Annotated in this window: 33 protein-coding genes and 1 pseudogene; 32 read left to right on the plus strand and 2 right to left on the minus strand. The window is 67.7% G+C overall.

The annotated features are described in order from the left end of the window. Window positions 1-440 precede the first annotated feature (440 nt). The 28 genes and pseudogenes from ACYVK3_RS03970 to ACYVK3_RS04105 all read left to right on the plus strand — a co-directional run bounded on the left by ACYVK3_RS03970 (window position 441) and on the right by ACYVK3_RS04105 (window position 18,707). Window positions 441-812 carry a hypothetical protein gene (locus ACYVK3_RS03970; protein WP_460495964.1) on the plus strand — a complete coding sequence of 124 codons (372 nt, stop codon included), beginning with the start codon at window positions 441-443 and terminating at the stop codon, window positions 810-812. Window positions 813-1,404: 592 nt separating this feature from the next. Continuing rightward, the gene (rpsL, locus tag ACYVK3_RS03975) at window positions 1,405-1,776 is read left to right on the plus strand and encodes a 30S ribosomal protein S12 (RefSeq protein WP_241378625.1); all 372 of its coding nucleotides are present in this window, start codon (window positions 1,405-1,407) and stop codon (window positions 1,774-1,776) included. A gap of 4 nt (window positions 1,777-1,780) precedes the next feature. After that, window positions 1,781-2,251, plus strand: a complete 471-nt coding sequence (rpsG, locus tag ACYVK3_RS03980) for a 30S ribosomal protein S7 (protein WP_241378624.1) — start codon at window positions 1,781-1,783, stop codon at window positions 2,249-2,251. 72 nt (window positions 2,252-2,323) lie between these two features. Continuing rightward, the gene (gene fusA / locus ACYVK3_RS03985; protein ID WP_460496264.1) at window positions 2,324-4,378 is read left to right on the plus strand and encodes an elongation factor G; all 2,055 of its coding nucleotides are present in this window, start codon (window positions 2,324-2,326) and stop codon (window positions 4,376-4,378) included. Window positions 4,379-4,498: 120 nt separating this feature from the next. Beyond that, entirely contained in the window at window positions 4,499-5,692 is a 1,194-nt protein-coding gene (tuf, locus tag ACYVK3_RS03990; protein ID WP_460495965.1) for an elongation factor Tu, read from the plus strand. A gap of 345 nt (window positions 5,693-6,037) precedes the next feature. Continuing rightward, the gene (rpsJ, locus tag ACYVK3_RS03995; protein ID WP_026922761.1) at window positions 6,038-6,346 is read left to right on the plus strand and encodes a 30S ribosomal protein S10; all 309 of its coding nucleotides are present in this window, start codon (window positions 6,038-6,040) and stop codon (window positions 6,344-6,346) included. A gap of 8 nt (window positions 6,347-6,354) precedes the next feature. Further along, on the plus strand, window positions 6,355-7,002 hold the full coding sequence (gene rplC, locus ACYVK3_RS04000) for a large ribosomal subunit protein uL3 (RefSeq protein WP_460495966.1): 648 nt from the start codon (window positions 6,355-6,357) through the stop codon (window positions 7,000-7,002). Window positions 7,003-7,004: 2 nt separating this feature from the next. After that, a complete protein-coding gene (gene rplD / locus ACYVK3_RS04005) occupies window positions 7,005-7,655 on the plus strand; it encodes a 50S ribosomal protein L4 (RefSeq protein WP_460495967.1) in 651 nt (216 codons plus the stop codon). After that, window positions 7,652-7,966, plus strand: a complete 315-nt coding sequence (gene rplW / locus ACYVK3_RS04010; RefSeq protein WP_026928998.1) for a 50S ribosomal protein L23 — start codon at window positions 7,652-7,654, stop codon at window positions 7,964-7,966. The genes rplD and rplW overlap by 4 nt, the downstream gene beginning before the upstream one ends. 21 nt (window positions 7,967-7,987) lie before the next feature. Then, on the plus strand, window positions 7,988-8,830 hold the full coding sequence (gene rplB, locus ACYVK3_RS04015) for a large ribosomal subunit protein uL2 (protein WP_460495968.1): 843 nt from the start codon (window positions 7,988-7,990) through the stop codon (window positions 8,828-8,830). 2 nt (window positions 8,831-8,832) lie between these two features. Further along, window positions 8,833-9,114: a 30S ribosomal protein S19 gene (gene rpsS, locus ACYVK3_RS04020; RefSeq protein WP_460495969.1), complete on the plus strand. Its 282-nt coding sequence runs from the start codon at window positions 8,833-8,835 to the stop codon at window positions 9,112-9,114. Window positions 9,115-9,152: 38 nt separating this feature from the next. Then, window positions 9,153-9,638, plus strand: coding sequence for a large ribosomal subunit protein uL22 (rplV, locus tag ACYVK3_RS04025; protein ID WP_460495970.1), 486 nt, complete (start codon window positions 9,153-9,155; stop codon window positions 9,636-9,638). Next, window positions 9,638-10,486 carry a small ribosomal subunit protein uS3 gene (gene rpsC / locus ACYVK3_RS04030; protein ID WP_460495971.1) on the plus strand — a complete coding sequence of 283 codons (849 nt, stop codon included), beginning with the start codon at window positions 9,638-9,640 and terminating at the stop codon, window positions 10,484-10,486. Before rplV ends, rpsC begins: the two co-directional genes overlap by 1 nt. A 5-nt stretch (window positions 10,487-10,491) precedes the next feature. Then, entirely contained in the window at window positions 10,492-10,917 is a 426-nt protein-coding gene (gene rplP, locus ACYVK3_RS04035; RefSeq protein WP_460495972.1) for a large ribosomal subunit protein uL16, read from the plus strand. A 2-nt stretch (window positions 10,918-10,919) separates the two neighbouring features. Next, a complete protein-coding gene (rpmC, locus tag ACYVK3_RS04040; protein WP_026929004.1) occupies window positions 10,920-11,153 on the plus strand; it encodes a 50S ribosomal protein L29 in 234 nt (77 codons plus the stop codon). Then, a complete protein-coding gene (gene rpsQ, locus ACYVK3_RS04045; protein WP_460495973.1) occupies window positions 11,150-11,419 on the plus strand; it encodes a small ribosomal subunit protein uS17 in 270 nt (89 codons plus the stop codon). Before rpmC ends, rpsQ begins: the two co-directional genes overlap by 4 nt. Before the next feature lie 12 nt (window positions 11,420-11,431). After that, complete coding sequence (gene rplN, locus ACYVK3_RS04050) at window positions 11,432-11,797, plus strand: 50S ribosomal protein L14 (RefSeq protein ID WP_026929006.1); 366 nt, start codon at window positions 11,432-11,434, stop codon at window positions 11,795-11,797. A 3-nt stretch (window positions 11,798-11,800) separates the two neighbouring features. After that, window positions 11,801-12,115, plus strand: a complete 315-nt coding sequence (rplX, locus tag ACYVK3_RS04055) for a 50S ribosomal protein L24 (RefSeq protein ID WP_460495974.1) — start codon at window positions 11,801-11,803, stop codon at window positions 12,113-12,115. Further along, window positions 12,115-12,684 carry a large ribosomal subunit protein uL5 gene (rplE, locus tag ACYVK3_RS04060; RefSeq protein WP_460495975.1) on the plus strand — a complete coding sequence of 190 codons (570 nt, stop codon included), beginning with the start codon at window positions 12,115-12,117 and terminating at the stop codon, window positions 12,682-12,684. Before rplX ends, rplE begins: the two co-directional genes overlap by 1 nt. Beyond that, a complete protein-coding gene (locus ACYVK3_RS04065) occupies window positions 12,684-12,869 on the plus strand; it encodes an uS14 family ribosomal protein (protein WP_460495976.1) in 186 nt (61 codons plus the stop codon). The genes rplE and ACYVK3_RS04065 overlap by 1 nt, the downstream gene beginning before the upstream one ends. A 70-nt stretch (window positions 12,870-12,939) precedes the next feature. Next, on the plus strand, window positions 12,940-13,347 hold the full coding sequence (rpsH, locus tag ACYVK3_RS04070; RefSeq protein ID WP_460495977.1) for a 30S ribosomal protein S8: 408 nt from the start codon (window positions 12,940-12,942) through the stop codon (window positions 13,345-13,347). Window positions 13,348-13,365: 18 nt separating this feature from the next. Beyond that, window positions 13,366-13,905 carry a 50S ribosomal protein L6 gene (gene rplF, locus ACYVK3_RS04075; RefSeq protein WP_460495978.1) on the plus strand — a complete coding sequence of 180 codons (540 nt, stop codon included), beginning with the start codon at window positions 13,366-13,368 and terminating at the stop codon, window positions 13,903-13,905. Then, entirely contained in the window at window positions 13,905-14,300 is a 396-nt protein-coding gene (gene rplR / locus ACYVK3_RS04080; protein WP_460495979.1) for a 50S ribosomal protein L18, read from the plus strand. Before rplF ends, rplR begins: the two co-directional genes overlap by 1 nt. A gap of 144 nt (window positions 14,301-14,444) precedes the next feature. After that, entirely contained in the window at window positions 14,445-14,684 is a 240-nt protein-coding gene (locus ACYVK3_RS04085) for an AbrB/MazE/SpoVT family DNA-binding domain-containing protein (RefSeq protein ID WP_460495981.1), read from the plus strand. Beyond that, entirely contained in the window at window positions 14,677-15,108 is a 432-nt protein-coding gene (locus ACYVK3_RS04090; RefSeq protein ID WP_460495982.1) for a type II toxin-antitoxin system VapC family toxin, read from the plus strand. Before ACYVK3_RS04085 ends, ACYVK3_RS04090 begins: the two co-directional genes overlap by 8 nt. 122 nt (window positions 15,109-15,230) lie before the next feature. After that, entirely contained in the window at window positions 15,231-17,039 is a 1,809-nt protein-coding gene (locus tag ACYVK3_RS04095) for a glycoside hydrolase family 3 protein (RefSeq protein ID WP_460495983.1), read from the plus strand. A gap of 299 nt (window positions 17,040-17,338) precedes the next feature. Beyond that, window positions 17,339-17,980: pseudogene (locus ACYVK3_RS04100) on the plus strand (GH25 family lysozyme); the annotation flags it as partial. A 58-nt stretch (window positions 17,981-18,038) separates the two neighbouring features. After that, the gene (locus ACYVK3_RS04105; RefSeq protein WP_460495984.1) at window positions 18,039-18,707 is read left to right on the plus strand and encodes a peptidoglycan recognition protein family protein; all 669 of its coding nucleotides are present in this window, start codon (window positions 18,039-18,041) and stop codon (window positions 18,705-18,707) included. A gap of 10 nt (window positions 18,708-18,717) precedes the next feature. On the opposite strand, the gene ACYVK3_RS04110 is transcribed toward ACYVK3_RS04105, so the two are convergent. After that, window positions 18,718-19,605 (minus strand): MurR/RpiR family transcriptional regulator, encoded by an 888-nt coding sequence (locus ACYVK3_RS04110; protein ID WP_460495985.1) that lies wholly within the window; start codon window positions 19,603-19,605, stop codon window positions 18,718-18,720. Between the two features lie 89 nt (window positions 19,606-19,694). Here ACYVK3_RS04110 and murQ point away from each other — a divergent pair, with 89 nt between their 5' ends. Further along, a complete protein-coding gene (gene murQ / locus ACYVK3_RS04115; RefSeq protein ID WP_460495986.1) occupies window positions 19,695-20,630 on the plus strand; it encodes an N-acetylmuramic acid 6-phosphate etherase in 936 nt (311 codons plus the stop codon). Here murQ and ACYVK3_RS04120 read toward each other — a convergent pair. Then, window positions 20,627-21,583: an N-acetylglucosamine kinase gene (locus ACYVK3_RS04120; RefSeq protein ID WP_460495987.1), complete on the minus strand. Its 957-nt coding sequence runs from the start codon at window positions 21,581-21,583 to the stop codon at window positions 20,627-20,629. The two genes, murQ and ACYVK3_RS04120, sit on opposite strands and share 4 nt — an antisense overlap. Window positions 21,584-21,716: 133 nt before the next feature. Here ACYVK3_RS04120 and ACYVK3_RS04125 point away from each other — a divergent pair, with 133 nt between their 5' ends. The 3 genes from ACYVK3_RS04125 to ACYVK3_RS04135 are packed head-to-tail and all read left to right on the plus strand — an operon-like array spanning window position 21,717 to window position 25,004. After that, the gene (locus tag ACYVK3_RS04125) at window positions 21,717-22,631 is read left to right on the plus strand and encodes a MurR/RpiR family transcriptional regulator (protein ID WP_460495988.1); all 915 of its coding nucleotides are present in this window, start codon (window positions 21,717-21,719) and stop codon (window positions 22,629-22,631) included. A gap of 19 nt (window positions 22,632-22,650) precedes the next feature. Further along, window positions 22,651-24,051: a type 2 periplasmic-binding domain-containing protein gene (ngcE, locus tag ACYVK3_RS04130; protein ID WP_460495989.1), complete on the plus strand. Its 1,401-nt coding sequence runs from the start codon at window positions 22,651-22,653 to the stop codon at window positions 24,049-24,051. A 29-nt stretch (window positions 24,052-24,080) separates the two neighbouring features. Continuing rightward, window positions 24,081-25,004, plus strand: a complete 924-nt coding sequence (locus ACYVK3_RS04135; protein ID WP_460495990.1) for a carbohydrate ABC transporter permease — start codon at window positions 24,081-24,083, stop codon at window positions 25,002-25,004. The last annotated feature ends 3 nt before the right edge of the window (window positions 25,005-25,007 follow it).

Genomic DNA, 25,007 nt, shown 5'->3' on the forward strand with positions numbered 1-25,007 from the left:
GGCGGGCCCCTCGCCTTGCGCGCTCCGTGTCGCTCGGCCACGTTCCCGAGCGAGGATGCCGCTCACCGAGGACCCTGACTGGCACGCCCCTGAACATGTCTCGGTCGAAGCGGCCTCCGCGATTCGCGGCCGGGCCCCGGGCGAGGCCCTACGACGCCGCGTTCATCGCCTTGGGCGGACGCCTCGGCTGCCCGCTCGTGACGACCGACAAGAAACCGGCGGAGCGTCCGAGCCGCCAATGCTCGGTGTTCGACTGACGGTCTCGGGCGCGCTCGCCGTCAAGGCCGTCGCCGGCGACCGAGTCGCGAAGCTCCGCGTCCTCGGAGGTCGCTCAGGCGGCCCGGTACTTGCTCTATGAGCCCTTCCTCGGTCGGCTCGGCGTTCATCGGAGACATGTTCCCCAGTCTTCGCGGAGCGTGCGACCGCAATAGGATGGGTGCGTGATCGAGACGCAGCAGGGGGACGGGTACCGGCATCCCGACGATCCCGACCCGGTGGAGTCGACCAAGGTCGTTGCCGCGTTCACGCTCGCGGTCCTGGCGGTCGTCTTCTCGCCGTTCGTCGGCGGCGCGATCCCGGCGCTGCTCGCGCTCATGCTCGCCCGCCAGGCCGAGGCCGACATCCGCGCCTCGGAAGGCTTCCTCCTCGGCGCCGGCCGACTGCCGCGCATCCGCCGCCTCGCGTGGATCGCGCTCGGGATCGCCGCGGCGGCCGTCATCGCGATGCTGCTGGTCTGGGCCATCGCCGCCGCCCGTTCGGCGGGGGACACGAGCTACAACCCCGACATCGCGGCCGCACTGCTCGGAGCGTGAGGCGGGATACTCCCGCTCCGAGGCGGCCCCCTCGTTCCATCGGCGTTCCACGAGCTAAGATAGGCCACGGTGTGTCTACCGCACCGAATGAACAACGCGCCAGTGCCCTTCGCTCCACCGTCCTCCGTGACTCTGAACACGGATGTCTTGTGGCCCGAAATCGGCTTTGACGCCGTTCGTTAGGCTAGGTAGGCTTCTCCCTTGCGCCTGGACACCGCTTTGAGCGGCATGGTGGCCCTGTCTACTCCGGCAGCTCGGTCCCCGTGAGAGCCAGGCCAGGTTGCGTGCCTGCAAGGCGGCAAGGCCCTCATTAGGCCGCGTCACCTGGCGTCATCGGCACGCACACCCTCGCACTGGGGGCTTCGTGAATATCGACTCCTATAGTCAGTCTCGCCAGAGATTCGCTCACGAACGCGTCTGAACCTGCCCGAACGGCGAAGTTCACTTTGCCTAGCGGCCGGTATGGGTCCGGAGAGACGTGACACGCCCGAACGCGGGGGCCGGGAACCTGCTCAGCTGAGCAGGCTTTTCAGATGGCGCCGCTCAGTCAGGAATACGCAACCAGTCAACGCGTTGAGAGGGGTTCGGCTCAGTGCCAACCATCCAGCAACTGGTCCGCAAAGGCCGCAAGGCCAAGGCCAGCAAGAACAAGACGCCCGCGCTGAAGGGCAGCCCGCAGGCCCGCGGGGTCTGCACGCGCGTGTACACCACCACGCCCAAGAAGCCGAACTCGGCCATGCGCAAGGTCGCCCGCGTCCGGCTCATGAACGGCACCGAGGTCACCGCTTACATCCCTGGTGTGGGCCACAACCTCCAGGAGCACTCCATCGTGCTCGTGCGCGGCGGTCGTGTCCGCGACCTCCCCGGTGTCCGTTACAAGATCATCCGCGGCGCGCTCGACACCCAGGGTGTCCGCGACCGCAAGCAGGCGCGCAGCCGCTACGGCGCGAAGAAGGAGAAGTAGACACATGCCACGTAAAGGCCCAGCGCCGCGTCGGCCGCTGACTGCTGACCCGGTGTACAACTCGGTGCTCGTCACCCAGCTGATCAACAAGGTCCTCAAGGACGGCAAGCGCCGCCTCGCCGAGCGCATCGTCTACGAAGCCCTGGAGAACTGCCGCCAGAAGGCCGACCAGGATCCCGTGGTCGTCCTCAAGCGCGCCCTGGACAACGTCAAGCCGACCCTCGAGGTCCGCTCCCGCCGAGTCGGCGGCGCGACCTACCAGGTCCCGGTCGACGTCCGTCCGCAGCGCGCCACCACTCTCGGTCTTCGCTGGCTGGTCGGTTTCTCGCGCGACCGCCGCGAGAAGACCATGGTCGAGCGGCTGACCAACGAGATCCTCGACGCCTCGAACGGCCTAGGCGCCGCGGTGAAGAAGCGCGAGGACACGCACAAGATGGCCGATTCCAACAAGGCATTCGCCCACTACCGCTGGTAGTGACCTCAAGAGAAGGCAATCGTGGCTAATAAAGCGAACGAGGCCCTGGCCAAGCTCCGCAACATCGGCATCATGGCCCACATCGACGCCGGCAAGACCACCACCACCGAGCGCATCCTGTACTACACGGGTGTCTCGCACAAGATCGGTGAGGTCCACGACGGCGCCGCCACCATGGACTGGATGGAGCAGGAGCAGGAGCGGGGCATCACCATCACCTCCGCTGCTACCAAATGCGAGTGGTCCGACCACATCATCCAGATCATCGACACGCCCGGCCACGTCGACTTCACCGTCGAGGTCGAGCGATCCCTGCGCGTCCTCGACTCCGCGATCGCCGTCTACGACGGTGTCGCGGGCGTGGAACCCCAGACCGAGAACGTCTGGCGGCAGGCCGACAAGTACAGCGTTCCGCGCATGTGCTTCGTCAACAAGCTCGACCGCACCGGAGCCAACTTCTTCCGCTGCGTCGAGATGATGACCGAGCGCCTGAACTCCAACGTCGCGGTGATTCAGCTGCCGATCGGGAACGAAGCCGACTTCATCGGCGTCGTCGACCTGGTCGAGATGAACGCGAAGGTGTGGCGCGGCGAGACCGGCCTCGGCGAGGAGTACGAGACTGAGGAGATTCCCGCGGAGCTGGCCGAGCAGGCCGATGAGTACCGCGAGAAGCTCCTGGAGACCCTCGCCGACTGCGACGACGACTTCGCCGAGAAGTTCCTCTCTGGCGAAGAGATCACCGCAGCCGAGGTCAGGGCCGCGATCCGCAAGGGCACCATCGCGAACCAGATCAACCCGGTCCTGTGCGGCACGGCCTTCAAGAACAAGGGCGTGCAGCCGCTGCTGGACGCGGTGGTCGACTACCTGCCTTCTCCGTTGGACATCCCGGCCATTCAGGGGACCCTGCTCGACAACGAGACCCCGGCCGAGCGTCACGCGGACGTCGAGGAGCCCTTCAGCGCCCTGGCGTTCAAGATCCAGACCGACAAGCACCTTGGTCGTCTCACCTACGCCCGGATCTACTCGGGCACGATCGAGACCGGCACGCAGGTCATGAACTCGACCAAGAGCCGCAAGGAGCGCATCGGCAAGATCTACCAGATGCACGCCAACAAGCGCGAGGAGCGCAAGGAGGCGCAGGCCGGCGACATCATCGCGATCCAGGGTCTCAAGCAGACCACGACCGGTGACACGCTGACGGACTCGAACAGCCAGGTCATCCTGGAATCGATGATCTTCCCCGAGCCGGTCATCGACGTGGCCATCGAGCCGAAGTCGAAGGCCGACCAGGACAAGCTGGCCACCGCGATCCAGCGCCTCGCCGAGGAGGACCCGACGTTCCGGGTCAAGACCGACGAGGACTCCGGCCAGACGATCATCTCCGGCATGGGCGAACTGCACCTCGACATCCTGGTCGACCGCATGAAGCGGGAGTTCAACGTCGAGGCCAACATCGGCAAGCCGCAGGTGGCCTACCGCGAGACCATCACCCAGCGGGTCGAGAAGATCGAATACCTGCACAAGAAGCAGACCGGTGGTTCCGGTCAGTTCGCGCGGGTCATCGTCAACGTCGAGCCGCTCCCGATGGACTCCAACGAGAGCGAGACCTTCGCCTTCGACGACCAGATCACCGGTGGTCGCATCCCGCGCGAGTACATCCCGTCGGTCAAGTCCGGCGCGGAGGACGCGATGCCGGACGGTGTCCTGGCGGGCTACCCGCTGGTGGGCATCAAGCTGGAACTGACCGACGGTCAGTACCACGAGGTCGACTCCTCGGAGATGGCCTTCAAGATCGCAGGCAAGATGGTGCTGAAAGAGGCCGCGAAGCGGGCGAAGCCAGTACTGCTCGAGCCGATGATGGCCGTCGAGGTCATCTGCCCTGAAGAGAACATGGGCGATGTCATCGGCGACATCAACTCGCGGCGCGGCCTCGTCCAGGAAATGGGCGAGCGGGGCAACGACCGGACGGTCAAGGCCCAGGTGCCGCTGTCGGAGATGTTCGGCTACGTCGGAGACCTCCGGTCGAAGACGGCCGGCCGCGCGAACTACTCAATGCAGTTCGACACCTACGCCGAAGTCCCGGCGAACGTCGCCAAGGAGATCATCGCCAAGGCGACAGGCGAGTAATCGGGCCGGGAGGGCAAGCCTGCCCTCCCACCCGTGAACCCACCTGTTGCCGGCGGGGCATCCGCGACGCAATGGGTCAGTTAAGTCAATCCAGATTTATTCAGTCCACAGGAGGACGAAGTGGCTAAGGAAAAGTTCGAGCGGACTAAGCCTCACGTCAACATCGGCACGCTCGGTCACGTCGACCACGGCAAGACCACGCTCACGGCCGCCATCACCAAGGTCCTGCACGACAAGCACCCGGACCTCAACCCGTACACGCCGTTCGACGAGATCGACAACGCGCCGGAAGAGAAGCAGCGCGGTATCACGATCTCGATCTCGCACGTCGAGTACCAGACCGAGACCCGGCACTACGCGCACGTCGACTGCCCCGGCCACGCCGACTACATCAAGAACATGATCACCGGCGCGGCCCAGATGGACGGCGCGATCCTGGTCGTGTCGGCCGCCGACGGCCCGATGCCGCAGACCCGCGAGCACGTGCTGCTCGCCCGCCAGGTCGGTGTGCCTTACATCGTCGTGGCGCTCAACAAGGCCGACATGGTCGACGACGAGGAGATCCTCGAGCTCGTCGAGATGGAGGTCCGCGAGCTGCTGTCCGACCAGAACTTCCCGGGCGACGACGCCCCGGTCGTTCAGGTCTCCGCTCTGGGCGCCCTCGAGGGCGAAGAGAAGTGGGTCGAGAAGGTCGCCGAGCTCATGGCCGCCGTCGACGAGTCGATCCCCGAGCCCGAGCGCGACACCGAGAAGCCGTTCCTCATGCCCGTCGAGGACGTCTTCACGATCACCGGCCGCGGCACCGTCGTGACCGGCCGCGTCGAGCGCGGTGTCCTGCTCCCGAACGAGGACGTCGAGATCACCGGCATCAAGGAAGGCTCGATCAACACCAAGGTGACCGCGATCGAGATGTTCCGCAAGACCCTCGACGACGCGCGCGCCGGTGAGAACGTGGGGCTCCTGCTCCGCGGCACCAAGCGCGAAGAGGTCGAGCGCGGCATGGTCGTCGTGAAGCCCGGCACCACCACCCCGCACACCGAGTTCGAGGCGCAGGTCTACATCCTGTCCAAGGACGAGGGCGGGCGTCACACGCCGTTCTTCAACAACTACCGCCCGCAGTTCTACTTCCGCACCACGGACGTGACCGGTGTGGTGACCCTCCCCGAGGGCACCGAGATGGTCATGCCCGGTGACAACACCGACATGAAGGTCGAGCTCATCCAGCCGGTCGCGATGGACGAGGGTCTCCTCTTCGCGATCCGCGAGGGTGGCCGCACCGTCGGCTCGGGCCGAGTCACCAAGGTCGTCAAGTAAGACCGCCGACCGGGGAGACCCAGGAGGGTCTCCCCGGTTTTTGCTCCGAACGCGTAACCTGCCCCACTGTCTCCGCCCCGGTTTGCCGAGGCAATGCGGGGACCTGCATAATAGGGAGGTTGCGTTCGCATCAGTGCGTCTTCAATACGCTCACTGATGCTCACGCCCGGCCCGCGGGCCCGAGTAGGCACCAACCGGCGCCGAGAGGGACCGTTCACGGCGGGCAGGCGGGCGAGCCAAGACATCAAGACACGAGATCTGTCGTGTCCACGTATGTCTGAAGCTCGCGACACGCCCGACCGCGTGGAGCGGTCTCAACAGCCAATTTACGTTAGGTAAGGAACCATGGCGGGACAGAAGATCCGCATCAGGCTGAAAGCCTACGACCACGAGGTCGTGGACTCCTCGGCCCGCAAGATCGTGGAGACGGTCACCCGTACCGGGGCTGCCATCTCGGGGCCGGTGCCGCTGCCGACTGAGATCAACCGTTTCTGCGTTATCCGGTCGCCGCACAAGTACAAGGACTCGCGCGAGCACTTCGAGATGCGCACGCACAAGCGGCTCATCGACATCCTCGACCCGACCCCGAAGACGGTCGACTCGTTGATGCGCCTCGACCTGCCGGCCGGCGTCGACATCGAGATCAAGCTGTAGGGGCACCAATGGACAGGCAGATCAAGGGAATCCTGGGCACCAAGCTCGGCATGACCCAGGTTTGGGACGAGAACGGCCGCGCCGTACCCGTCACTGTGGTGCAGGCCGGGCCGAACGTCATCTCCCAGATTCGTAAACCGGACGTCGACGGCTACTCGGCTGTGCAGCTGGGCTTCGGCGACGTCAAACTCAAGAACGTCACCAAGCCGATTCAGGGCCACTTCGAGAAGGCCGGCGTCGCTCCGCGTCGCCACCTGGTCGAACTGCGCACCTCGGACGCCGCCGACTACGAGCTCGGCCAGACCATCGACGCCTCGATCTTCGAGGCCGGCGACCTGGTCGACGTCACCGGCACCACCAAGGGCAAGGGCTTCGCCGGCGTCATGAAGCGTCACGGCTTCAGCGGCCTCGGCGCCAGCCACGGTACGCACAAGGTCCACCGCGCCCCCGGTTCGATCGGCGGCTGCGCCACGCCCGGTCGCGTCTTCAAGGGCATGCGCATGGCCGGCCGCATGGGCGGCGCGCGCCACACGACGCAGAACCTGCGCATCCAGGCGGTCGACGCCGAGCGCGGGCTGCTGCTCATCGTCGGCGCCGTTCCCGGCCCCAAAAACGGCCTGGTGCTCGTTCGCAGCGCAGTGAAGCAGGTGGCCTAGCAATGAGCCTTGAAATCAAAGTCAAAGACGCCGCTGGCAAGGAGACCGGGAAGACCATCGAGCTCCCGGCGTCGATCTTCGACGTCGAGCCGAACATCCCGCTCATGCACCAGGTCGTGACCGCGCAGCTCGCTGCCGCGCGCTCCGGCTCGGCGAACACCAAGACCCGCGCCGAGGTCCGCGGCGGCGGCAAGAAGCCGTACCGCCAGAAGGGCACCGGCCGCGCCCGTCAGGGCTCGATCCGCGCCCCGCAGTTCACCGGCGGCGGCGTCGTCCACGGCCCCAAGCCGCGGTCGTTCGCCGAGCGCACCCCGCGGAAGATGAAGGCGGCAGCCCTGGCCGGCGCGCTCACCGACCGCGTGCGCGGCGGCAACGTGCACGTCGTCAGCTCCTTCGTCGACGGGGACACCCCGAAGACCAAGGACGCCAAGGCGGCCATCGCGGCGAACACCGAGTCCGCGAAGGTGCTCGTGGTGCTCTCGCGCGACGAGTCCGTCGCTCAGCTGAGCCTGCGGAACCTCCCCGAGGTCCACATCCTCGACTGGGGCCAGGTCAACACCTACGACGTGCTCAACAACGAGGACATCGTGTTCAGCGAGGCCGCCCTCGAGGCGTTCATCGCTGACCGGACCGAGCAGGAGGTCGCGGCATGAGCGAAGTGACCGTCGCCGACCCGCGCGACATCATCATCAAGCCGGTCATCTCGGAGAAGACCTACACCCTCCTCGGTGAGGGCAAGTACACCTTCGAGGTCGACCCGCGCGCCAACAAGAGCCACATCAAGATCGCGATCAAGCAGATCTTCGGTGTGGACGTCAAGAGCGTCAACACCCTGAACCGTGACGGCAAGCGCAAGCGGACCCGTGACGGCTGGGGACAGCGCAAGAGCGTCAAGCACGCGATCGTCACCGTCGAGGGCGACCCCGGTCGTCTCGGTGAGATCTTCGGCGGACAGATCTCGTAGGGACGCAGGGAGTAAACCGATATGGCTATTCGCAAGTACAAGCCGACGACGCCCGGGCGTCGTGGTTCCAGCGTCTCCGACTTCGCCGAGATCACGCGCTCGACGCCCGAGAAGTCGCTCGTCCGCCCGATCACCAAGACCGGCGGCCGCAACAACTCGGGCAAGATCTCGACCCGTCACCGCGGTGGCGGCCACAAGCGCCGTTACCGCGTGATCGACTTCCGTCGCCACGACAAGGACGGCGTGCCGGCGAAGGTCGCGGAGATCGAGTACGACCCCAACCGCACCGCCAACATCGCGCTGCTGCACTACGCCGACGGCGAGAAGCGCTACATCCTGGCCCCCAGGGGCATCAAGCAGGGTGACCGGATCGAGAACGGCCCCGAGGCCGACATCAAGCCGGGCAACTCGCTGGAGCTGCGCCACATCCCCGTCGGTACGACGGTCCACGCGGTGGAGCTCAAGCCCGGCGGCGGTGCCGCTCTGGGCCGCAGCGCCGGCGCGTCGATCCAGCTGCTCGCACGTGAAGGCAAGTACGCGCACCTGCGCATGCCCTCCGGCGAGATCCGCCTGGTCCAGGCGACCTGCCGCGCCACCGTTGGCGAGGTCGGCAACGCCGAACAGGGGAACATCAACTGGGGCAAGGCCGGCCGCATGCGGTGGAAGGGCTGGCGCCCGACCGTCCGCGGTGTCGTCATGAACCCGGTCGACCACCCCCACGGTGGTGGCGAGGGCCGGACCTCCGGTGGTCGTCACCCGGTGAACCCGCAGGGTAAGCCGGAGGGTCGCACCCGGAAGAAGAAACACCCGAACGACAGGCTCATCGTCCGTCGTCGCAAGGCCAGCCGGAAGCGGGGTAGGTAATCATGGGTCGCAGCCTGAAGAAGGGGCCGTTCGTCGACGACCACCTGCAGAAGAAGGTGGACGCGGCGACCGAGTCCAAGTCGAAGACCGTCATCAAGACCTGGTCGCGTCGCTCCACGATCACGCCCGATTTCATCGGGCTGACCTTCGGAGTCCACGACGGGCGCAAGCACGTTCCGGTGTACGTCACCGAGAACATGGTCGGGCACAAGCTCGGCGAGTTCGCGCCGACCCGCACGTTCCGCGGGCACGACAAGGACGACCGCAAGAGCCGTCGCCGTTAGGCCACGGGCACCGAGATAACGAACGAAGGATTAGAACGATGGCAACATTGGAGCAGGAGGCTCCGAAGGCGCGCGCGTCGGCGCGGTATGTCCGCGTCGCTCCGCGCAAGGCGCGCCGCGTCGTCGACCTCGTGCGTGGCCTGCCCGTGGACGAGGCACTGACGACCCTCGAGTTCGCGCCCTACGGCGCGGCCGAGATCGTCTACAAGGTGATCGCGTCGGCTTCGGCCAACGCGGAGAACAACCTTGGCCTCGACCCGGAGTCGCTCTTGATCTCCGAGATCAAGGTCGACGAGGGCCCGACGATGCGTCGCTACCGCCCCCGCGCCCACGGCCGCGCCTACCGGATCAACAAGCGCACCAGCCACATCACCGTGGTGGTGGAGTCCGTCCAGGCCGCCCCGGTCGACACGGGCTCGATCCGTCGGCCCAAGGCCGCCGCCAAGGCGGAGCCGAAGGCCGAGAAGCCGGCCGAGACCAGCGAGAAGTCCAACGAGTCCGCTGAGAAGGAGGAGACCGACTAATGGGTCAAAAGGTTCACCCGCACGGGTACCGCCTCGGCATCAGCAGTGACTGGACGTCGCGCTGGTACGCCGACAAGGAATACGCCGACTACGTCGGCGAGGACGTGAAGATCCGCCAGCTCATGACCAAGGGCCTTGAGCGCGCCGGGATCAGCAAGGTCGACATCGAGCGCACCCGCGAGCGGGTCCGCGTCGACATCCACACGGCCCGCCCGGGCATCGTCATCGGCCGTAAAGGCGCCGAGGCGGACCGGCTGCGCGGTCGTCTGGAGAAGCTGACCGGCAAGCAGGTCCAGCTGAACATCATCGAGGTCAAGAACCCCGACGTCGATGCTCAGCTCGTCGCCCAGGGCGTCGCCGAGCAGCTGGCCAGCCGTGTCAACTTCCGTCGCGCCATGCGCAAGGCCATTCAGTCGGCCATGCGCAACCCGACGGTCAAGGGCATCAAGGTCCAGTGCGCCGGCCGTCTGGGCGGTGCCGAGATGAGCCGTTCGGAGCAGTACCGCGAGGGCCAGGTCCCGCTGCACACGCTCCGCGCGAACATCGACTACGGCCTGTTCGAGGCCCACACCACCTTCGGCCGCATCGGCGTGAAGGTGTGGATCTACAAGGGCGAGGCCACGCTCAAGGAGCAGGCCGAGCAGGTCCAGCGCCGCCGCGACACCGGCGGCGACCGCGGTGACCGGGGCGGACGTCCCGGCGGCCGTGCCCGCGGAGGCCGCGGCAACCGCGGACGCACCGCGAACACCGGCACGCCGCAGGGCGCTCAGCCTTCGGGCGAGTCGGCCGCGCCGGCCCCCGAGGTCGGCCCCGCCGGGACCGCCGAGACGAAGAAGCAGGAGGGCTAAGCGACATGCTCATGCCACGGAAACCGCCGCGCGGTTACCGCAAGCCCCACGCGCCCAAGCGCAAGGGCAAGGCGACTCGCGGCACCCGAGTGACGTTCGGCGAGTACGGCATCCAGGCGCTGGAGCACAGCTACGTGACCAACCGCCAGATCGAGGCGGCTCGTATCGCGATGACCCGCCACATCAAGCGTGGCGGCAAGGTCTGGATCAACATCTTCCCGGACCGCGCCATCACGAAGAAGCCGGCCGAGACCCGTCAGGGTTCCGGTAAGGGCTCGCCCGAGTTCTGGGTCGCCAACGTGAAGCCGGGCCGCGTGATGTTCGAGATCTCGTACCCGACCGAGACCATCGCCCACGAGGCCCTCATGCGCGCTATTCACAAGCTGCCCATGAAGTGCCGCATCGTGACGCGTGAAGGTGCAGGTGAGTAGTGATGGCTACTGGTATCGACGCCGGTGAGCTCCGCGAGCTCAGCGACAAGGAGCTCCAGGCGAAACTCCTGGACAAGAAGGAAGAGCTGTTCAACCTGCGCGTCCGGGGAGCCACCGGGCAGCTGGAGAACAACCACATGCTCGGCCTGGTCCGCAAGGAGATCGCGCGGATCTACACCGTCATGAACGAGCGCCGGTTGGGCCTCAGCGCCACGCCGGAGGAGGTTGAAGAATGAGCGAGGAAGCAATCACTCGCGGCCGGCGCAAGGTGCTCGAGGGCGTCATCGTCGGCGACAAGATGGACAAGACCGCTGTGGTCGAAGTCGAGGACCGCAAGAAGCACCCGCTGTACGGCAAGGTGCTCCGGTCCACCAAGAAGTACAAGGCCCACGACGAGAACAACCAGTGCGGCGTCGGCGACCGCGTCTCCATCATGGAGACCCGGCCGCTGTCGAAGACGAAGCGCTGGCGGGTCGTCGAGATCCTTGAGAAGGCCAAGTAGGGAGATCGGGACGTGATTCAGCAAGAGTCGCGGCTGAAGGTCGCCGACAACACCGGTGCGCGGGAGATCCTGTGCATCCGGGTGTTGGGCGGCTCCGGCCGACGCTATGCCGGTATCGGCGACACGATCGTGGCCTCCGTCAAGGACGCCATCCCGGGTGCCGGTGTCAAGAAGGGCGATGTCGTCCAGGCTGTCATCGTGCGCACCGTCAAGGAGCGCCGCCGCCCGGACGGCTCGTACATCAAGTTCGACGAGAACGCCGCCGTCCTCGTCAAGGACGGCGAACCGCGAGGGACTCGCATCTTCGGACCCGTAGCCCGGGAACTGCGCGACAAGCAGTACATGAAGATCATCTCTCTCGCGCCGGAGGTGTTGTAAGAGATGAAGGTTAAGAAGGGCGACCGGGTCCGCGTCATCGCGGGCAAGGACAAGGGAGCCGAGGGCCTGGTGCTGGAGGCGTACCCCGACCGCGAGCGCGTGCTCGTCGAGGGTGCCAACCGGATCACCAAGCACACCAAGGCCGGACAGACGGCGCGCGGTTCGCGCACCGGCGGGATCGTCACCCAGGAGGCGTCGATCCACGTGTCCAACGTGATGGTGCTCGACGCGGACAACCAGCCCACTCGCGTGGGATACCGCCGCGGCGACGACGGCCGCAAGGTCCGCGTCTCGAAGCGGACGGGTAAGGACCTGTAATGACTGACGTTGCAGAGAAGATCGCTCCGCGCCTGAAGGAGACCTACAAGTCCGACATCAGGCCGCAGCTGACCGAGCAGTTCAAGTACGGCAACATCCACCAGATCCCCGGTCTGACGAAGATCGTGGTCAACATGGGTGTCGGCGAGGCCGCCCGGGACTCCAAGCTCATCAACGGTGCGCTTGAGGACCTGGCGACGATCACCGGGCAGAAGCCGATCGTGCGCCGCGCCAAGAAGTCCATCGCGCAGTTCAAGCTGCGCGAGGGCCAGGCGATCGGCGCGAAGGTCACCCTCCGCGGCGACCGCATGTGGGAGTTCCTCGACCGGCTGCTGTCGATCGCGCTGCCCCGCATCCGTGACTTCCGCGGCCTGTCGGACCAGCAGTTCGACGGCAACGGGAACTACACGTTCGGTCTGACCGAGCAGGCGGTGTTCCCCGAGATCGACCAGGACAAGATCGACCGGGTGCGCGGCATGGACATCACGGTGGTCACCACCGCGAAGACCGACGACGAAGGCCGGGCGCTGCTCAAGCTCCTCGGCTTCCCGTTCAAGGAGAACGAGTAATGGCGAAGAAAGCCCTCATCGCGAAGGCGAAGCGCAAGCCGAAGTTCGCCGTGCGCGCGTACAGCCGCTGCCAGAAGTGCGGTCGCCCCAAGGCGGTCTACCGCAAGTTCGGCCTCTGCCGTGTGTGCGTCCGCGAAATGGCCCACGCCGGCGAGCTGCCAGGCGTCCACAAGGCCAGCTGGTAGCTGGATATCGATCGCTACAGGCCCCCGTGTCACCTCGGGGGAACCGGAGCGAGAAAGGTAAAACACAAGCATGACAATGACCGACCCGATCGCGGACATGCTGACGCGTCTGCGGAACGCCAACCAGGCTTACCACGACACCACGGCCATGCCCCACTCCAAGATGAAGGCCTCCATCGCGGAGGTCCTCAAGCAGGAGGGCTACATCGCCGACTGGCGTGTCGAGGAGCCCGAGGAAGGCAAAGTCGGCAAGAAGCTTGTCGTCGACCTGAAGTTCGGCGAGCATCGTGAGCGTTCCCTTGCCGGGGTCCGCCGCGTCTCCAAGCCGGGCCTGCGGGTCTACGCCAAGTCCACTGAGCTGCCGCGAGTCCTCGGCGGCCTGGGTGTGGCCATCGTGTCCACGTCCCAGGGCCTGCTGACCGACCGCCAGGCTCGCAAGCGCGGCGTGGGCGGCGAAGTCATCGCCTACGTCTGGTAGTCAGGGAGGGTATGAAGCATGTCCCGCATTGGGAAGCATCCGATTCCGGTGCCCTCCGGCGTCGACGTCACGATCGACGGCGCGACGGTCACCGTGAAGGGGCCTAAGGGCCAGCTCGTCCGCGAGCTGCCCGAGCCCATCGGTATCGAGAAGAGCGAGGACGGGTTCCTCAACGTGACCCGGCCGAACGACGAGCGCAAGTCCCGGGCCCTCCACGGCCTGGCGCGCAGCCTCGTCAACAACATGGTCGTCGGCGTCTCGGAGGGATACACCAAGTCCCTGGAGATCAACGGCACCGGTTACCGGGCGCAGGCCAAGGGCAAGGGCGTGGAGATGAGCCTCGGCTTCTCCCACACCATCCAGGTCGACGCCCCGGAAGGCATCTCGTTCAGGGTCGAGAGGCCGACCCTGCTGCACGTCGAGGGCATCGACAAGCAGCTGGTCGGTCAGGTCGCGTCGAACATCCGCCGACTGCGTCCGCCGGAGCCCTACAAGGGCAAGGGCGTCAAGTACGTCGACGAGCGCATCCGCCGCAAGGCCGGGAAGGCAGGTAAGTAATGGCGAGCAAACTCGAGCGCCGTCGCCCGTCTGGGTCAGTCTCCCAGCGCCGTCGAATCGGCAAGAACCGACGCCACTTCCGTGGCCGCAAGAAGATCACCGGCACGGCCGAGCAGCCGCGCCTGGCGGTGTTCCGTTCCTCGAAGCACATCGTGGCCCAGGTCATCGACGACGTGAAGGGCCACACGCTGGCCGCCGCGTCGACGGTGGAGCCCGGCCTGCGCGGCGCCGAGGGCGACAAGACCGCGAAGGCCAAAGAGGTCGGCAGGCTCGTCGCCGAGCGTGCGAAGGAAGCCGGCGTCGAAGCGGTCGTGTTCGACCGCGGCGGACTGAAGTACCACGGCCGCATCGCGGCCCTGGCCGACGCCGCCCGCGACAACGGCCTGAAGTTCTAGGCGGCTAGACCGGTTTGCAAGCCGGGACGGAGCGAGGCTCCGTCCCGGCTTCGCCGTTTCTCCGGGGGTTTTGCGCGACACGCCGACGGCGGTAGCATTGTGTATCAGACACCGCGTATTACGTATCTTGGAAGGGTGCCGCACATGGGTATGTTGATGAACTCCAAGGGCCAGGTCACCGTTCCAGCGGAGATCCGAGCGGAACACGGCTGGCACCCGGGAGACGAGTTCGACTTCGTGAACGAAGGCGGCCGAATCTACCTCAAGCGGGTCCCTGTTACGGAGAGCCGCGGGCAGCGCCTGGTGCGACGTATCGCAGGCAAGGGCACCGCGAATATGGACAAGACCACCGACGAGCTCATGGAGATGCTCCGCGGTGAGTGAGCCGGTCTGGACTCTTGTCGACAGCAATATCTGGCTCGACGTGTTCGGGACCCGCTCCGACTGGAGGAAATGGTCGGAGGATGCTGTGGCGCGAGCGTTCGACGAAGGGCCGATCTGCACCAACCCGATTGTTTACGCTGAGATCTCGGTGCGCTTTGAGACGCTCGAAGATCTCGAAACCCTCCTACCTCCCGACGAGGTGGTGCGGGAGCCACTTCCGTACGCTGCCGCCTTCCTCGCCGGCAAGGCGTTCGCCGTATACAAGCAGCGCGGCGGAGCGAAGCGAGCGCCGCTCCCGGACTTCTATATCGGTGCCCACGCGGCGGTGCGCGGATACCGCCTGCTCACCCGCGACACTGCGAGATTCAAGACCTATTTCCCGAAGCTCGACGTCCTGGGCCCGGTTGATCCGGCCGTGGCATGAAGCTCCTTCACGGCCTTTCGTCCGCCTGGAACACGGCGGTCGAAAGCCGTTCGGGCAGAACACATCGTGAATCACTCTCACCCGGCTTGAATGTCCCGCGCCGATCGGGAACACTGGTCGGGATGCGATCCCCGAAGCTGCGCCGTAAGACCGTGCTCGCCTCCGGCCTCGCCGGAGCCCTCACTGCCGCGGCGGGATGTTCAGGGGGCGATGAGGCGCCCGCGGACGACGCGGGGCAAGATGAGCCCATCGACGAGCGCGACTCCTACGTGACCGAGCGGCTGGCGTCCATGACCTTGGAAGAGAAGGTCGGCCAGCTGTTCATGGTCTACGCCCACGGTTCGACGGCCGACACCGACGACCCCGACGCCGTGGCCGCCAATCGTGACCACCTCGGCGCCGACAACGCCGCCGACTTCATCGCCGAGTACCGTCCGGGCGGGATCATCTACTTCACGTGGTCGGACAACGTCCAGGACCCCGAGCAGATCGCGGCGCTGTCCAACGGCCTCCAAGAGGCCGCGACCGCCGACGGCGGCGTGCCGCTGTTCATCGCCGCCGACCAGGAGTACGGGGTCGTCAACCGCATCGGGGAGCCGGCCACCCAGTTCCCGGGGGCGATGCCGCTGGGCGCGACGCGCGACGCCGAGGCCGCTCGGCGGGCCGCCGAGATGGCAGGCACCGAGTTGCGCGCGATGGGCCTGAACCAGAACTTCGCGCCCGACGCCGACGTCAACGTCAACCCGGCGAACCCGGTCATCGGGGTGCGCTCGTTCTCCTCGGATCCGGCCCTCACGGCCGAGTTGACCGCCGCGCAGGTGACCGGCTACCAGTCCGGCGGGGTCGCCACCTCGGCGAAGCACTTCCCGGGTCACGGCGACACCGATGTCGACAGCCATGTGGGCCTGCCGGCGATCACGCACACCGAGCAGGAGTGGGCCCAGATCGACGCGCCGCCGTTCGAGGCCGCGATCAAGGCCGGCGCGGACATGGTCATGTCGGCGCACATTCAGTTCCCGGCGCTCGACGACTCGCTCAAGCCCGCGACGCTGTCCGAGCCGATCCTCACCGGCCTGCTGCGCGAGCGGCTCGGCTTCACCGGCGTCGTCGTCACCGACTCGCTCGAGATGGAGGGCGTGCGCAGCGAGTACGGCGACGAACGCGTCCCGGTCATGGCGCTCGGGGCCGGCGCGGACCTGCTGCTCATGCCGCCGGACTTCCATCTCGCCCGCGACGCCGTCCTGGCGGCGGTCGAGGCGGGGGAGTTGACCGAGGAGCGCATCGACGCCTCGGTGGAGCGGCTGCTCTCGCTCAAGGTCGCACGCGGCATCGTCGAGGACCCGTACACCGACACCGGCGCGGTGTCCGCGGTCGTCGGCGCCGAGGAGCACCGGGCCGCGGCCGATGACATCGCCGACCGCGCGGTGACGCTGCTGCAGAACGACGGCGTGCTCCCTGTCGGCGTCGAAGGCGCGTCGGTGCTGGTCACCGGCTGGGGAGAGCAGACCACGGCCGCCATCGCCGAGGAGCTCACCCGCCTCGGGCTGCGCGCCGACGCACACCCGACCGGCGAGGCGCCGGACGCGCGGGCGATCGAGGGCGCGCTGGCTGAGGCCGCGGGCCGAGACCTCGTGGTGGTCGCGACGTTCGGCGTCGGCGACGGCTCGCCGCAGATCGACCTGGTCGAGTCCCTCCTAGACACCGGAGTCCCGGTGGTCGCCTGCGCTGTCGGCACTCCCTATGACATCGCGCGTCTCTCCGGCGTCAACGCGTACCTGGCGAGCTACTCCTATACCACTGGTTCGCTCGTGTCCCTCGCCCGGGCGATCCGCGGCGAGATCGAGCCGCAAGGGCAGCTTCCTGTGGACGTTCTCGCAGCTCAGGACCCCGATGAGGTCCTGTTCGGCTTCGGCTCCGGCTTGGCCTACTAGGGGCTGAAAGGCCCGAGTCGCCCAAGTTTTCCCCTCTCGTCATAGAAAATTATTTTCACCTGCTTGACTCCGCGTGGAGCTTTTCTCCATACTGAGGTCCGAGTGTGATACCTCGCACTCTCCACCCATCGGTAGATCTCCTGACAAACGAGGAGTCTCGTGTGAACGACTTCGAAAGCGACGAAACCAAACCCCGGCGCGGCCGCATCAGGGCCGCCGTCATCCTCTTCGCGTCGGTGGTGCTCACCGCGGTGACGCTGACCTCGGCGAACCCCGCGCAGGCGCAGACACAGCCCTCGGGCATCGACGTATCCCACTACCAGGGCTCCATCAACTGGAACTCGGTCAAGAGCGCGGGGATCGACTTCGCGTTCATCAAGGCCACCGAAGGCACCTCCTACCGGGACCCCCGGTTCAACGCCAACTACCCGGCGGCGCACGGCGCCGGCGTCATCCGCGGCGCCTACCACTTCGCCCGTCCCAACGCCTCCTCCGGCTCGGCCCAGGCGAATTACTTCGCCTCGAACGGCGGTGCCTGGTCGAGGGACAACCTGACCCTCCCGGGCGTGCTCGACATCGAGGGCCCGCCCTCGGGCGCGTACTGCTACGGCCTGTCGACCACGCAGATGCGGTCCTGGGTCAACAGCTTCTACAACACGTACAAGTCCCGGACGGGGCGCGACGTCATCATCTACACCACCGCGTCATGGTGGAACACCTGCACCGGATCGTGGACCGGCATGGCCTCCAAGAGCCCGCTGTGGGTGGCCCACTGGGGCGTCTCCAGCCCGACCCTCCCCGCCGGCTGGCGGAACACGACCTGGACGTTCTGGCAGTACACCGACTCCGGTCGGGTCTCGGGCATCTCCGGCAACGTCGACCGGAACAACTTCAACGGCTCGCAGGCGCGACTGCTGGCCCTGGCGAACAACACTCCGTAACTCCCAACCCGGGGGCCGGGTCCACCAGACCCGGCCCCCGGCCTCTCTGGAGGCAGGCATGGACCACCATCAACTCATGCGCCGCCGGCTCCTGCTCGGCGCCGGAGCCGCCGGACTCCTCGGCGTCACCGGATTCGCCTCGTTCGCGGCGATGCCGAGCGCGCACGCCGCCGCCGTCGAACCCGACATCGACTCGACCGCCGAATGGGGCGCGCGGCCGCCGGCCGGCAGGAACCCCGTCATCAACGGCCGCCCGAACAAGATCATCGTCCACCACACCGTCTCGGAGAACACGCGGGACTTCTCGCGCGAACAGGCGCACTTCCACGCCCATTGGGTGCAGGACCTGCACATGGACGGGAACGGCTGGCGCGACTCGGGCTACAACTTCATCGTCAGCCGTGGCGGCTGGATCACCGAGGGCACCACCGGTTCGCTGCCGGCGCTCATGGCCGGCAGCCGCTTCGTCCAGGGCATCCACACCTCCGGCCAGAACACGCAGGCGATCGGGATCTCCAACGAGGGCGCCTACCACGACGGCGCCGTGCCGCCCGCGGCCCAGTGGGAGACGCTGGTGGTGCTGTGCGCCTTCGTCTGCGAGCAGTACTCCATCCCATCGCAGGAGATCTACGGGCACATGGACTTCGGTTCGACGCTGTGCCCGGGGATCTTCCACGACCGCCTGCCGCGGCTGCGGCGGGAGGTCGGCGAGGCCCGGCGCGCCTAGGGGCGGGACCCTAGTTCGCCGGACGCAGGCGGTCGGAGACGGCCGCGGCGGTGGCGGCGAGCGCCTTGGCGCTGCGCCGCCGCAGCTTCGCCGCGACGCCCACGAACAGGCAGTCGACGACCATGAGTTGCGCGATCCGGCTCACCGTCGCGCCCGAGCGGAACGTCGTCTCCCTGGCGGCGGTGGTCAGCACGTGATCGGCCACCGACGCCAGCGGCGAGCGGGCGTGGTTGGTGATCGCGATCGTCGTCGCGCCCCGGTCGCGGGCGGCCTCGAGGAAGTCGACCGTCTCGGTCGTCGCCCCCGAATGCGAGATCGCCACGGCCGCGTCCCGGTCGCCGTGCAGAGCCGTCGCCACGAGGGCGGAGTGGATGTCGGGCCAGCAGAAGGCGGTGCATCCGATGCGGTGCAGCTTCTTGGTCATGTCCGCGGCCACGATCCCCGAGGCCTCGACGCCGAACGCGTCGATGCGGCCCGCCGCGGCGAGCGCCGCCACGGCCGCCTCGCAGGCATCGGTGTCGAGCGCGTCGGCGGTGTCGGTGATCGCGCCGACGTCGGCGTAGCTGACCGTGGCGATGATGCGCGACATGTCCGCGCCCGTGGGGATGTCGCCGCCGGCGATCTCACGGTCCGGGCCCTCGTCGGTCCCGATGACGGCCTGCGCGGCGCGCATGCGAAGCTCCCTGTGGCCGGCCAGGCCGAGTGAGCGGCAGAACCGCACCACGGTGGCCTCAGAGGTCCCCGCGGCGCGGGCGAGCTCGGTGATGGTGCGCGTCGAGGCGGCCTCGGGCTCGCGGATGATCTCCTGTGCGACCTTCGCCTCGGCCTTCGACAGGGACGGCAGGAGCGACTTGATGAGCACCAGGAGATTCGGTGTGTCGGAGCGGCTGGCAGACATGGGCTCACGCTACACCCGCCGTAACGGTACATTTTTTCACCAAATATGAGGGTGATGAAATTTCCCTTCATTGCGCTAGGCTCGCAACTGTGAGTGAGACGACCGAGGACCGCGACCAGACGCGCGCCGCACTGGCAACGCTGTCAACCGAACAGGCCGACCCCAGGTACGCCGGGATCGACGGCCTTCCGACGCTGGAGCTGGCGCGGACCATGAACGAGGCCGACGCCACCGTCCCGGCCGCCGTCGCCAGGGTGCTGCCCGAACTGGCCGGGGCGATCGACGCGATCGTGGCCCGCCTCGAGTCGGGCGGTCGCCTGCGCTACGTCGGCGCCGGCACCGCCGGACGCGTCGCCGTCATGGACGCGGCCGAGTGCCCGCCCACCTTCTCCACCCCGCCCGAGCTGGTCAAGGCCATCCTCGCCGGCGGCAGGGCCGCCGAAGGCGGCGCCATCGAAGGCACCGAGGACGACGCCACCTCCGCCGAGACCGCCATCGCCGAGGACGCGATCGGCCCGAACGACGTGGTCGTCGGCATCGCCGCATCGGGGCGCACCCCGTTCGTCGTCGCCGCCGTCCGCGAGGCTCGGCGCCGGGGCGCGCTCACCGTCGGCCTCTCGTGCAACACCGGGACCGCCCTGTCGGCCGAGGCCGAGCACGCCATCGAGGTCAACGTCGGACCCGAGGTCATCGCCGGCTCCACCAGGCTCAAGTCCGGGACCGCCCAGAAGTTCGTGCTCAACATGATCTCGACGATCACCATGGTCAAACTCGGCAAGGTCTACCGCAACTACATGGTCGACATGCGGGTGCTCAACTCGAAGCTCGCCGACCGGGCCGTGCGCATGATCCGCGATATCACCGGTGCCGAGCGCGACGCGGCCCAGATCGCGCTCGACGAGGCCGGCAACCGCATCAAGACCGCGGTGGTCATGATCGAACACGGCGTGAACGCCGCCACGGCCGACGCGACGCTCGAGGCGGCCGGAGGCCGGCTCGCCGCCGCGCTCGCCGCCAGGTTCTAGGCCCGCGCCAGTCGCCGGTGGAGGCGCCGGCGCTCCTCCTCGTCGGGCCCGAACGCGCGGGCCGCCAGCCATGCGGCCCCCACCGCCGGGTCCGTCGCCTGCCTGACCGCGGCATCCGGGTGGACGGCGTGAAGCCGTTCGCGCAGCATCGCGGCCACCGGCGTCGCCCGCGTCAGCAGGCTCCCGGCCATCACGATCGGCAGCGCCGGATCCACCAGCGACGCCACCGTCTCGGCCAGGTGGTCCACGGCGCGGGACACGATCGCCTCCGCCACCGGGTCGCCGTCGTCGGCCGCCTCGCACACCAGCGAGGCCAGCCGCGCCAGCCGCACCGGCGGCTCGGCCATGCACTGGGCCACCAGCGCGCCGGCGCGCCGCTCGCCCGGGGAGACCGCCGCGACGACCGACTCCACCAAAGGCCCGCCCGGCCCGTTGCCGTCGAGGTGCCACAGCGCCGCGCCCACGGCCTCGCGCCCGATCCAGAACCCCGAACCGGCGTCCCCGAGCAGCCAGCCGTAGCCGTCGGCGCGCCGCGTCAGCGTCAGGTGGTCCCTGACGCCGAACGCCACCGCGCCCGTCCCCGAGATCACCACGGTCCCGTCCGGGGAGGGCGACCCGGCCGCGAACGCGATCACCGCGTCGCTGACCAGCTCGACCTCGCACCCGGTGCTGAAGCGGGCCTGGAGCTCGACGGCCATGTGGCGCCTTTTCTCGGACACCGACAGCGCCCCGGCCGCCCCGACGCACACGGCCGCGATCGCGCCCGGATCGATGCCGCCGAGCGCGCGGTGCGCCGCCAGGGCCATGTTCGACAGGGCCGTCTCGCGGTCGCCGCCGACCGGGTTCGCGGGTCCGGCCGCGCCGGTGCCCAGGACGGCCCCGGTCTCGTCGATGAGGATCGCGCGGGCGCTCGTGCCGCCGGCGTCGATGCCGAGGGCGAGTTTCGGTTCCATGGCGCCTCCCGCTCTGGACGTTGCCGGCGGATACCGCCAAGATCACACGTCAGTAAAAATAATTCTCGTCAACTTGACATTCAGGTGTCTCAGATAATAGTTTTTCTTGACCGCACCTTGTGAAGGGGGTCACGTGGATCAGACCGAAGTTGACGTCGCGGTGAACGCGGGCGTGCTCGACACGATCCGCCGCCAGTCCGGCGAGCTCTCCGAAGCGCTGTCCAAGGTCGCCGATCAAGTGCTCGCCGACCCCGAGGGCGCCGCCCACGCCACCATCATGGACCTCGCCGAACTCTCCGGCACCTCCCCGGGCACGATCACCCGCTTCTGCCGCCACATCGGTTACGACGGCTACGCCTCCCTGCGCGTCGCCATCGCCACCGAGACCGGCCGGGCCTCCGCTAGGAGCGAGACCGGCTGGGACGTCAACATCGGCCAGGAGATCGCCCCCGACGACTCCCTCGACAGGGTCCTCAAGCAGCTCATCACCGTCGACGCCGCCATGCTGCGCGACACCGTCGACACCCTCGACCTCGTCGCGGTCGAACGCGTCGCCGCGGCCGTCTCCGACGCCCGCCGCGTCGACGTCTACGGCGTCGGCACCAGCGCCATCGTCGCCCGCGAACTGCAGATGGGCTTCTACCGCACCGGCGTCGCCGCCTGGGCTTGGACCGAAGTCCACGACGCGCTCGCCAGCGCCGCCCTGCTCGGCAAGGGCGACGTCGCGATCGCCGCCTCCCACTCCGGGACGACGGCCGAGACGATCGAAATGCTCACCGAGGCCTCCAGCCGCGGGGCACTGACGGTCGCGATCACCGCCTCCCCCGACGCGCCGATCGCCGAGGTCGCCGACGTCGAACTGCTCTCGGCGACCCGCCAGACCGGGTTCCGCGCCGACCTGCTGGCCGCCCGGCACTCCCAGCTGCTCGTCGCCGACCTCGTCTACATCGCGGTGGCGCAGCGGCGATTCCCCGAAACGATGGAAGCCCTCGAATCCCGCGCTCGCGCGGTGGTGGGACACCGCCCCCTCAAGCGCACCGATATCTGAAGCCAAGGAGCACAAGCCCATGAGGAAGCCGATTTCAACCCCTAACTTCTCGCGTCGCCGACTCCTGGGGACCACCGCGGCCGGCCTGGCCGCGACCTCCCTGGGAGCCTGCGCCACCAGCGGTGGCGAGGACGACACCGAGGACGTCAGCGTCGGCGACAACGCCGAGAACCCGTTCGACGTCGACCCGACCGCGCCGCTCGACGTCGTCATCTTCGACGGCGGCTTCGGCAACGAATACGCGCTCCGGCACCAGGAGATCTACAACCGGGCCTTCCCCGACGCCGAGATCAACCACCTGGCCACGCAGGCGATCGCCGAGACCCAGCAGCCGCGCTTCGCCGAAGGCGCCCCGTGCGACGTGCTCGACAACTCCGGCGCCCAGCAGATCCCGATGGACGCCCTCGTCACCGACGGCGAGCTCGCCGAACTCACGCCGCTGCTCGACGCGCCCTCCTACGACGACCCGAACGTGACCGTCCGCGACACCCTCCGCGACGGCGTCCTCGACGCCGGCACCTTCAACGGCAAGGTGTACGCGCTGAACTACGTGTTCTCCGCGTGGACGATCTGGTACGACGCGGCCCTGTTCCGCGAGAAGGGCTGGACGCCGCCGACCACCTGGGACGAGATGCTCGCCCTGTGCCCGGACATCCAGGCCGAGGGCATCGCGCCGTGGACCTACGCCGGCCAGCACCCGGTCTACCTCTACGACATGTTCCTCATGCTCGCCGGACGCCACGGCGGCGTCGACGTGCTCAAGGCCATCGACCACCTCGAGGCCGACGCCTGGCACCACGACTCAGTCGTGGCCGCCGCCGAGGCCATGTACGGCCTCTGGGAGGCCGGCTACATCCTCGAAGGCACGCCCGGCATCGACCACATCCAGTCGCAGACGGCGTTCAACCAGCACGAGGCCGCGTTCATCCCCGTCGGCTCCTGGCTTCCCAACGAGCAGAAGAGCATCGCGCCGGAAGGCTTCGAGTACGCGCCGATGGGCGTCCCCTACCTCGAAGGCTCGGCGCAGCCCGGCCTCATCAGCGCCGGCGGCGAAGAGCCGTTCGTGGTCCCCCAGAAGGCCGCCAACAAGCCCGGCGCCTACGAGTACCTGCGCATCATGCTCTCCAAGGAGGGCTCGCAGATCTTCGGCGACACCGTCCAGGCCGCGACCATCGTCAAGGGCGTCGAGCTCGACAACCTCGCCGCCCAGCTCACCGACGAGCTCGTGTCCAACCCGGACGACCTGTTCCAGCCGCGCTTCCGATTCTGGTACACGAACATGGACGAGGAGGTCCGCTCAGGGCTCGGCTCCCTCATGTCCGGCGAGTCCACGCCGGACGAGTTCATCGAACGGATGCAGACCGTCGCCGACGAGACCGCCGCCGACGACTCCATCGAGAAGTTCACCCACGAGGCGTAGACGGAAGGCCTGAGGAGAGCGGACCACCCATGAGACACGGCAAGTACCCGTTCATCCTGAGCTTCCTGGCATTGCCGGTGGGGCTGTATGCCTGGCTGGTCATACTGCCGTTCGCTCAGGCCTTCCAGATCTCGCTCACCGACTGGAGCGGATCGAGCAACACCTTCGAGTACATCGGCTTCGAGAACTACATCAACCTGTTCAAGGACGATCGCCTCGTCATGCCCGCGATCAGGCACACCGGGATCATCCTGGTGGTGCTCCCGGTCGTCACCATCAGCCTGGGCCTGTTCTTCGCGTTCATGCTGAACATCGGCGGCAGGTCCCGGCAGGGACGCATCGAGGGCGTGCGGGGCGCGAAGTTCCACAAGCTGGTGTACTTCTTCCCGCAGGTCCTGTCGGTCGCGATCGTCGGCATCCTCTGGAAGCAGGTCTACGCCCCCGAGAACTTCGGCGGGCTCATCACCGGCGGCCTCAACGCGATCGGCCTGCCCGCGCCGGTCAACGGCTTCCTCGCCGACAAACGCTTCGTCCTGCTGGCCGTTATCGCCGTCCTGGTATGGAGCGCCGTCGGATTCTACCTGGTGTTCTTCTCCTCGGCGATGGCATCGATCCCGCGAGACCTCTACGAGGCCGGGATCATCGACGGCGCCGGCCGCCTGCAGACCTTCTTCAAGATCACGCTGCCGCTGCTGTGGGACTCCGTCCAGACCGCCTGGATCTACCTCTCCATCGTGGCTCTCGACGTGTTCGTCCTGATCTACATGATGACCCCCGGACGCGGCGGACCCGACGGCGCGAGCGAAGTCGTCGGCGGCGTCATCTGGAAATACGCGTTCAACCACGGCGAGCAGGCCTTCGCGTCGGCGCTCGGCGTCGTGCTGTTCTTCGCCGCCCTGACATTGGCCGTCGTCTCGCTGCGGTTCGGGCGCCGCGAGCGGATCGAGTTCTGAGGA

It is taken from the genome of Glycomyces tarimensis (genome assembly GCF_054776215.1).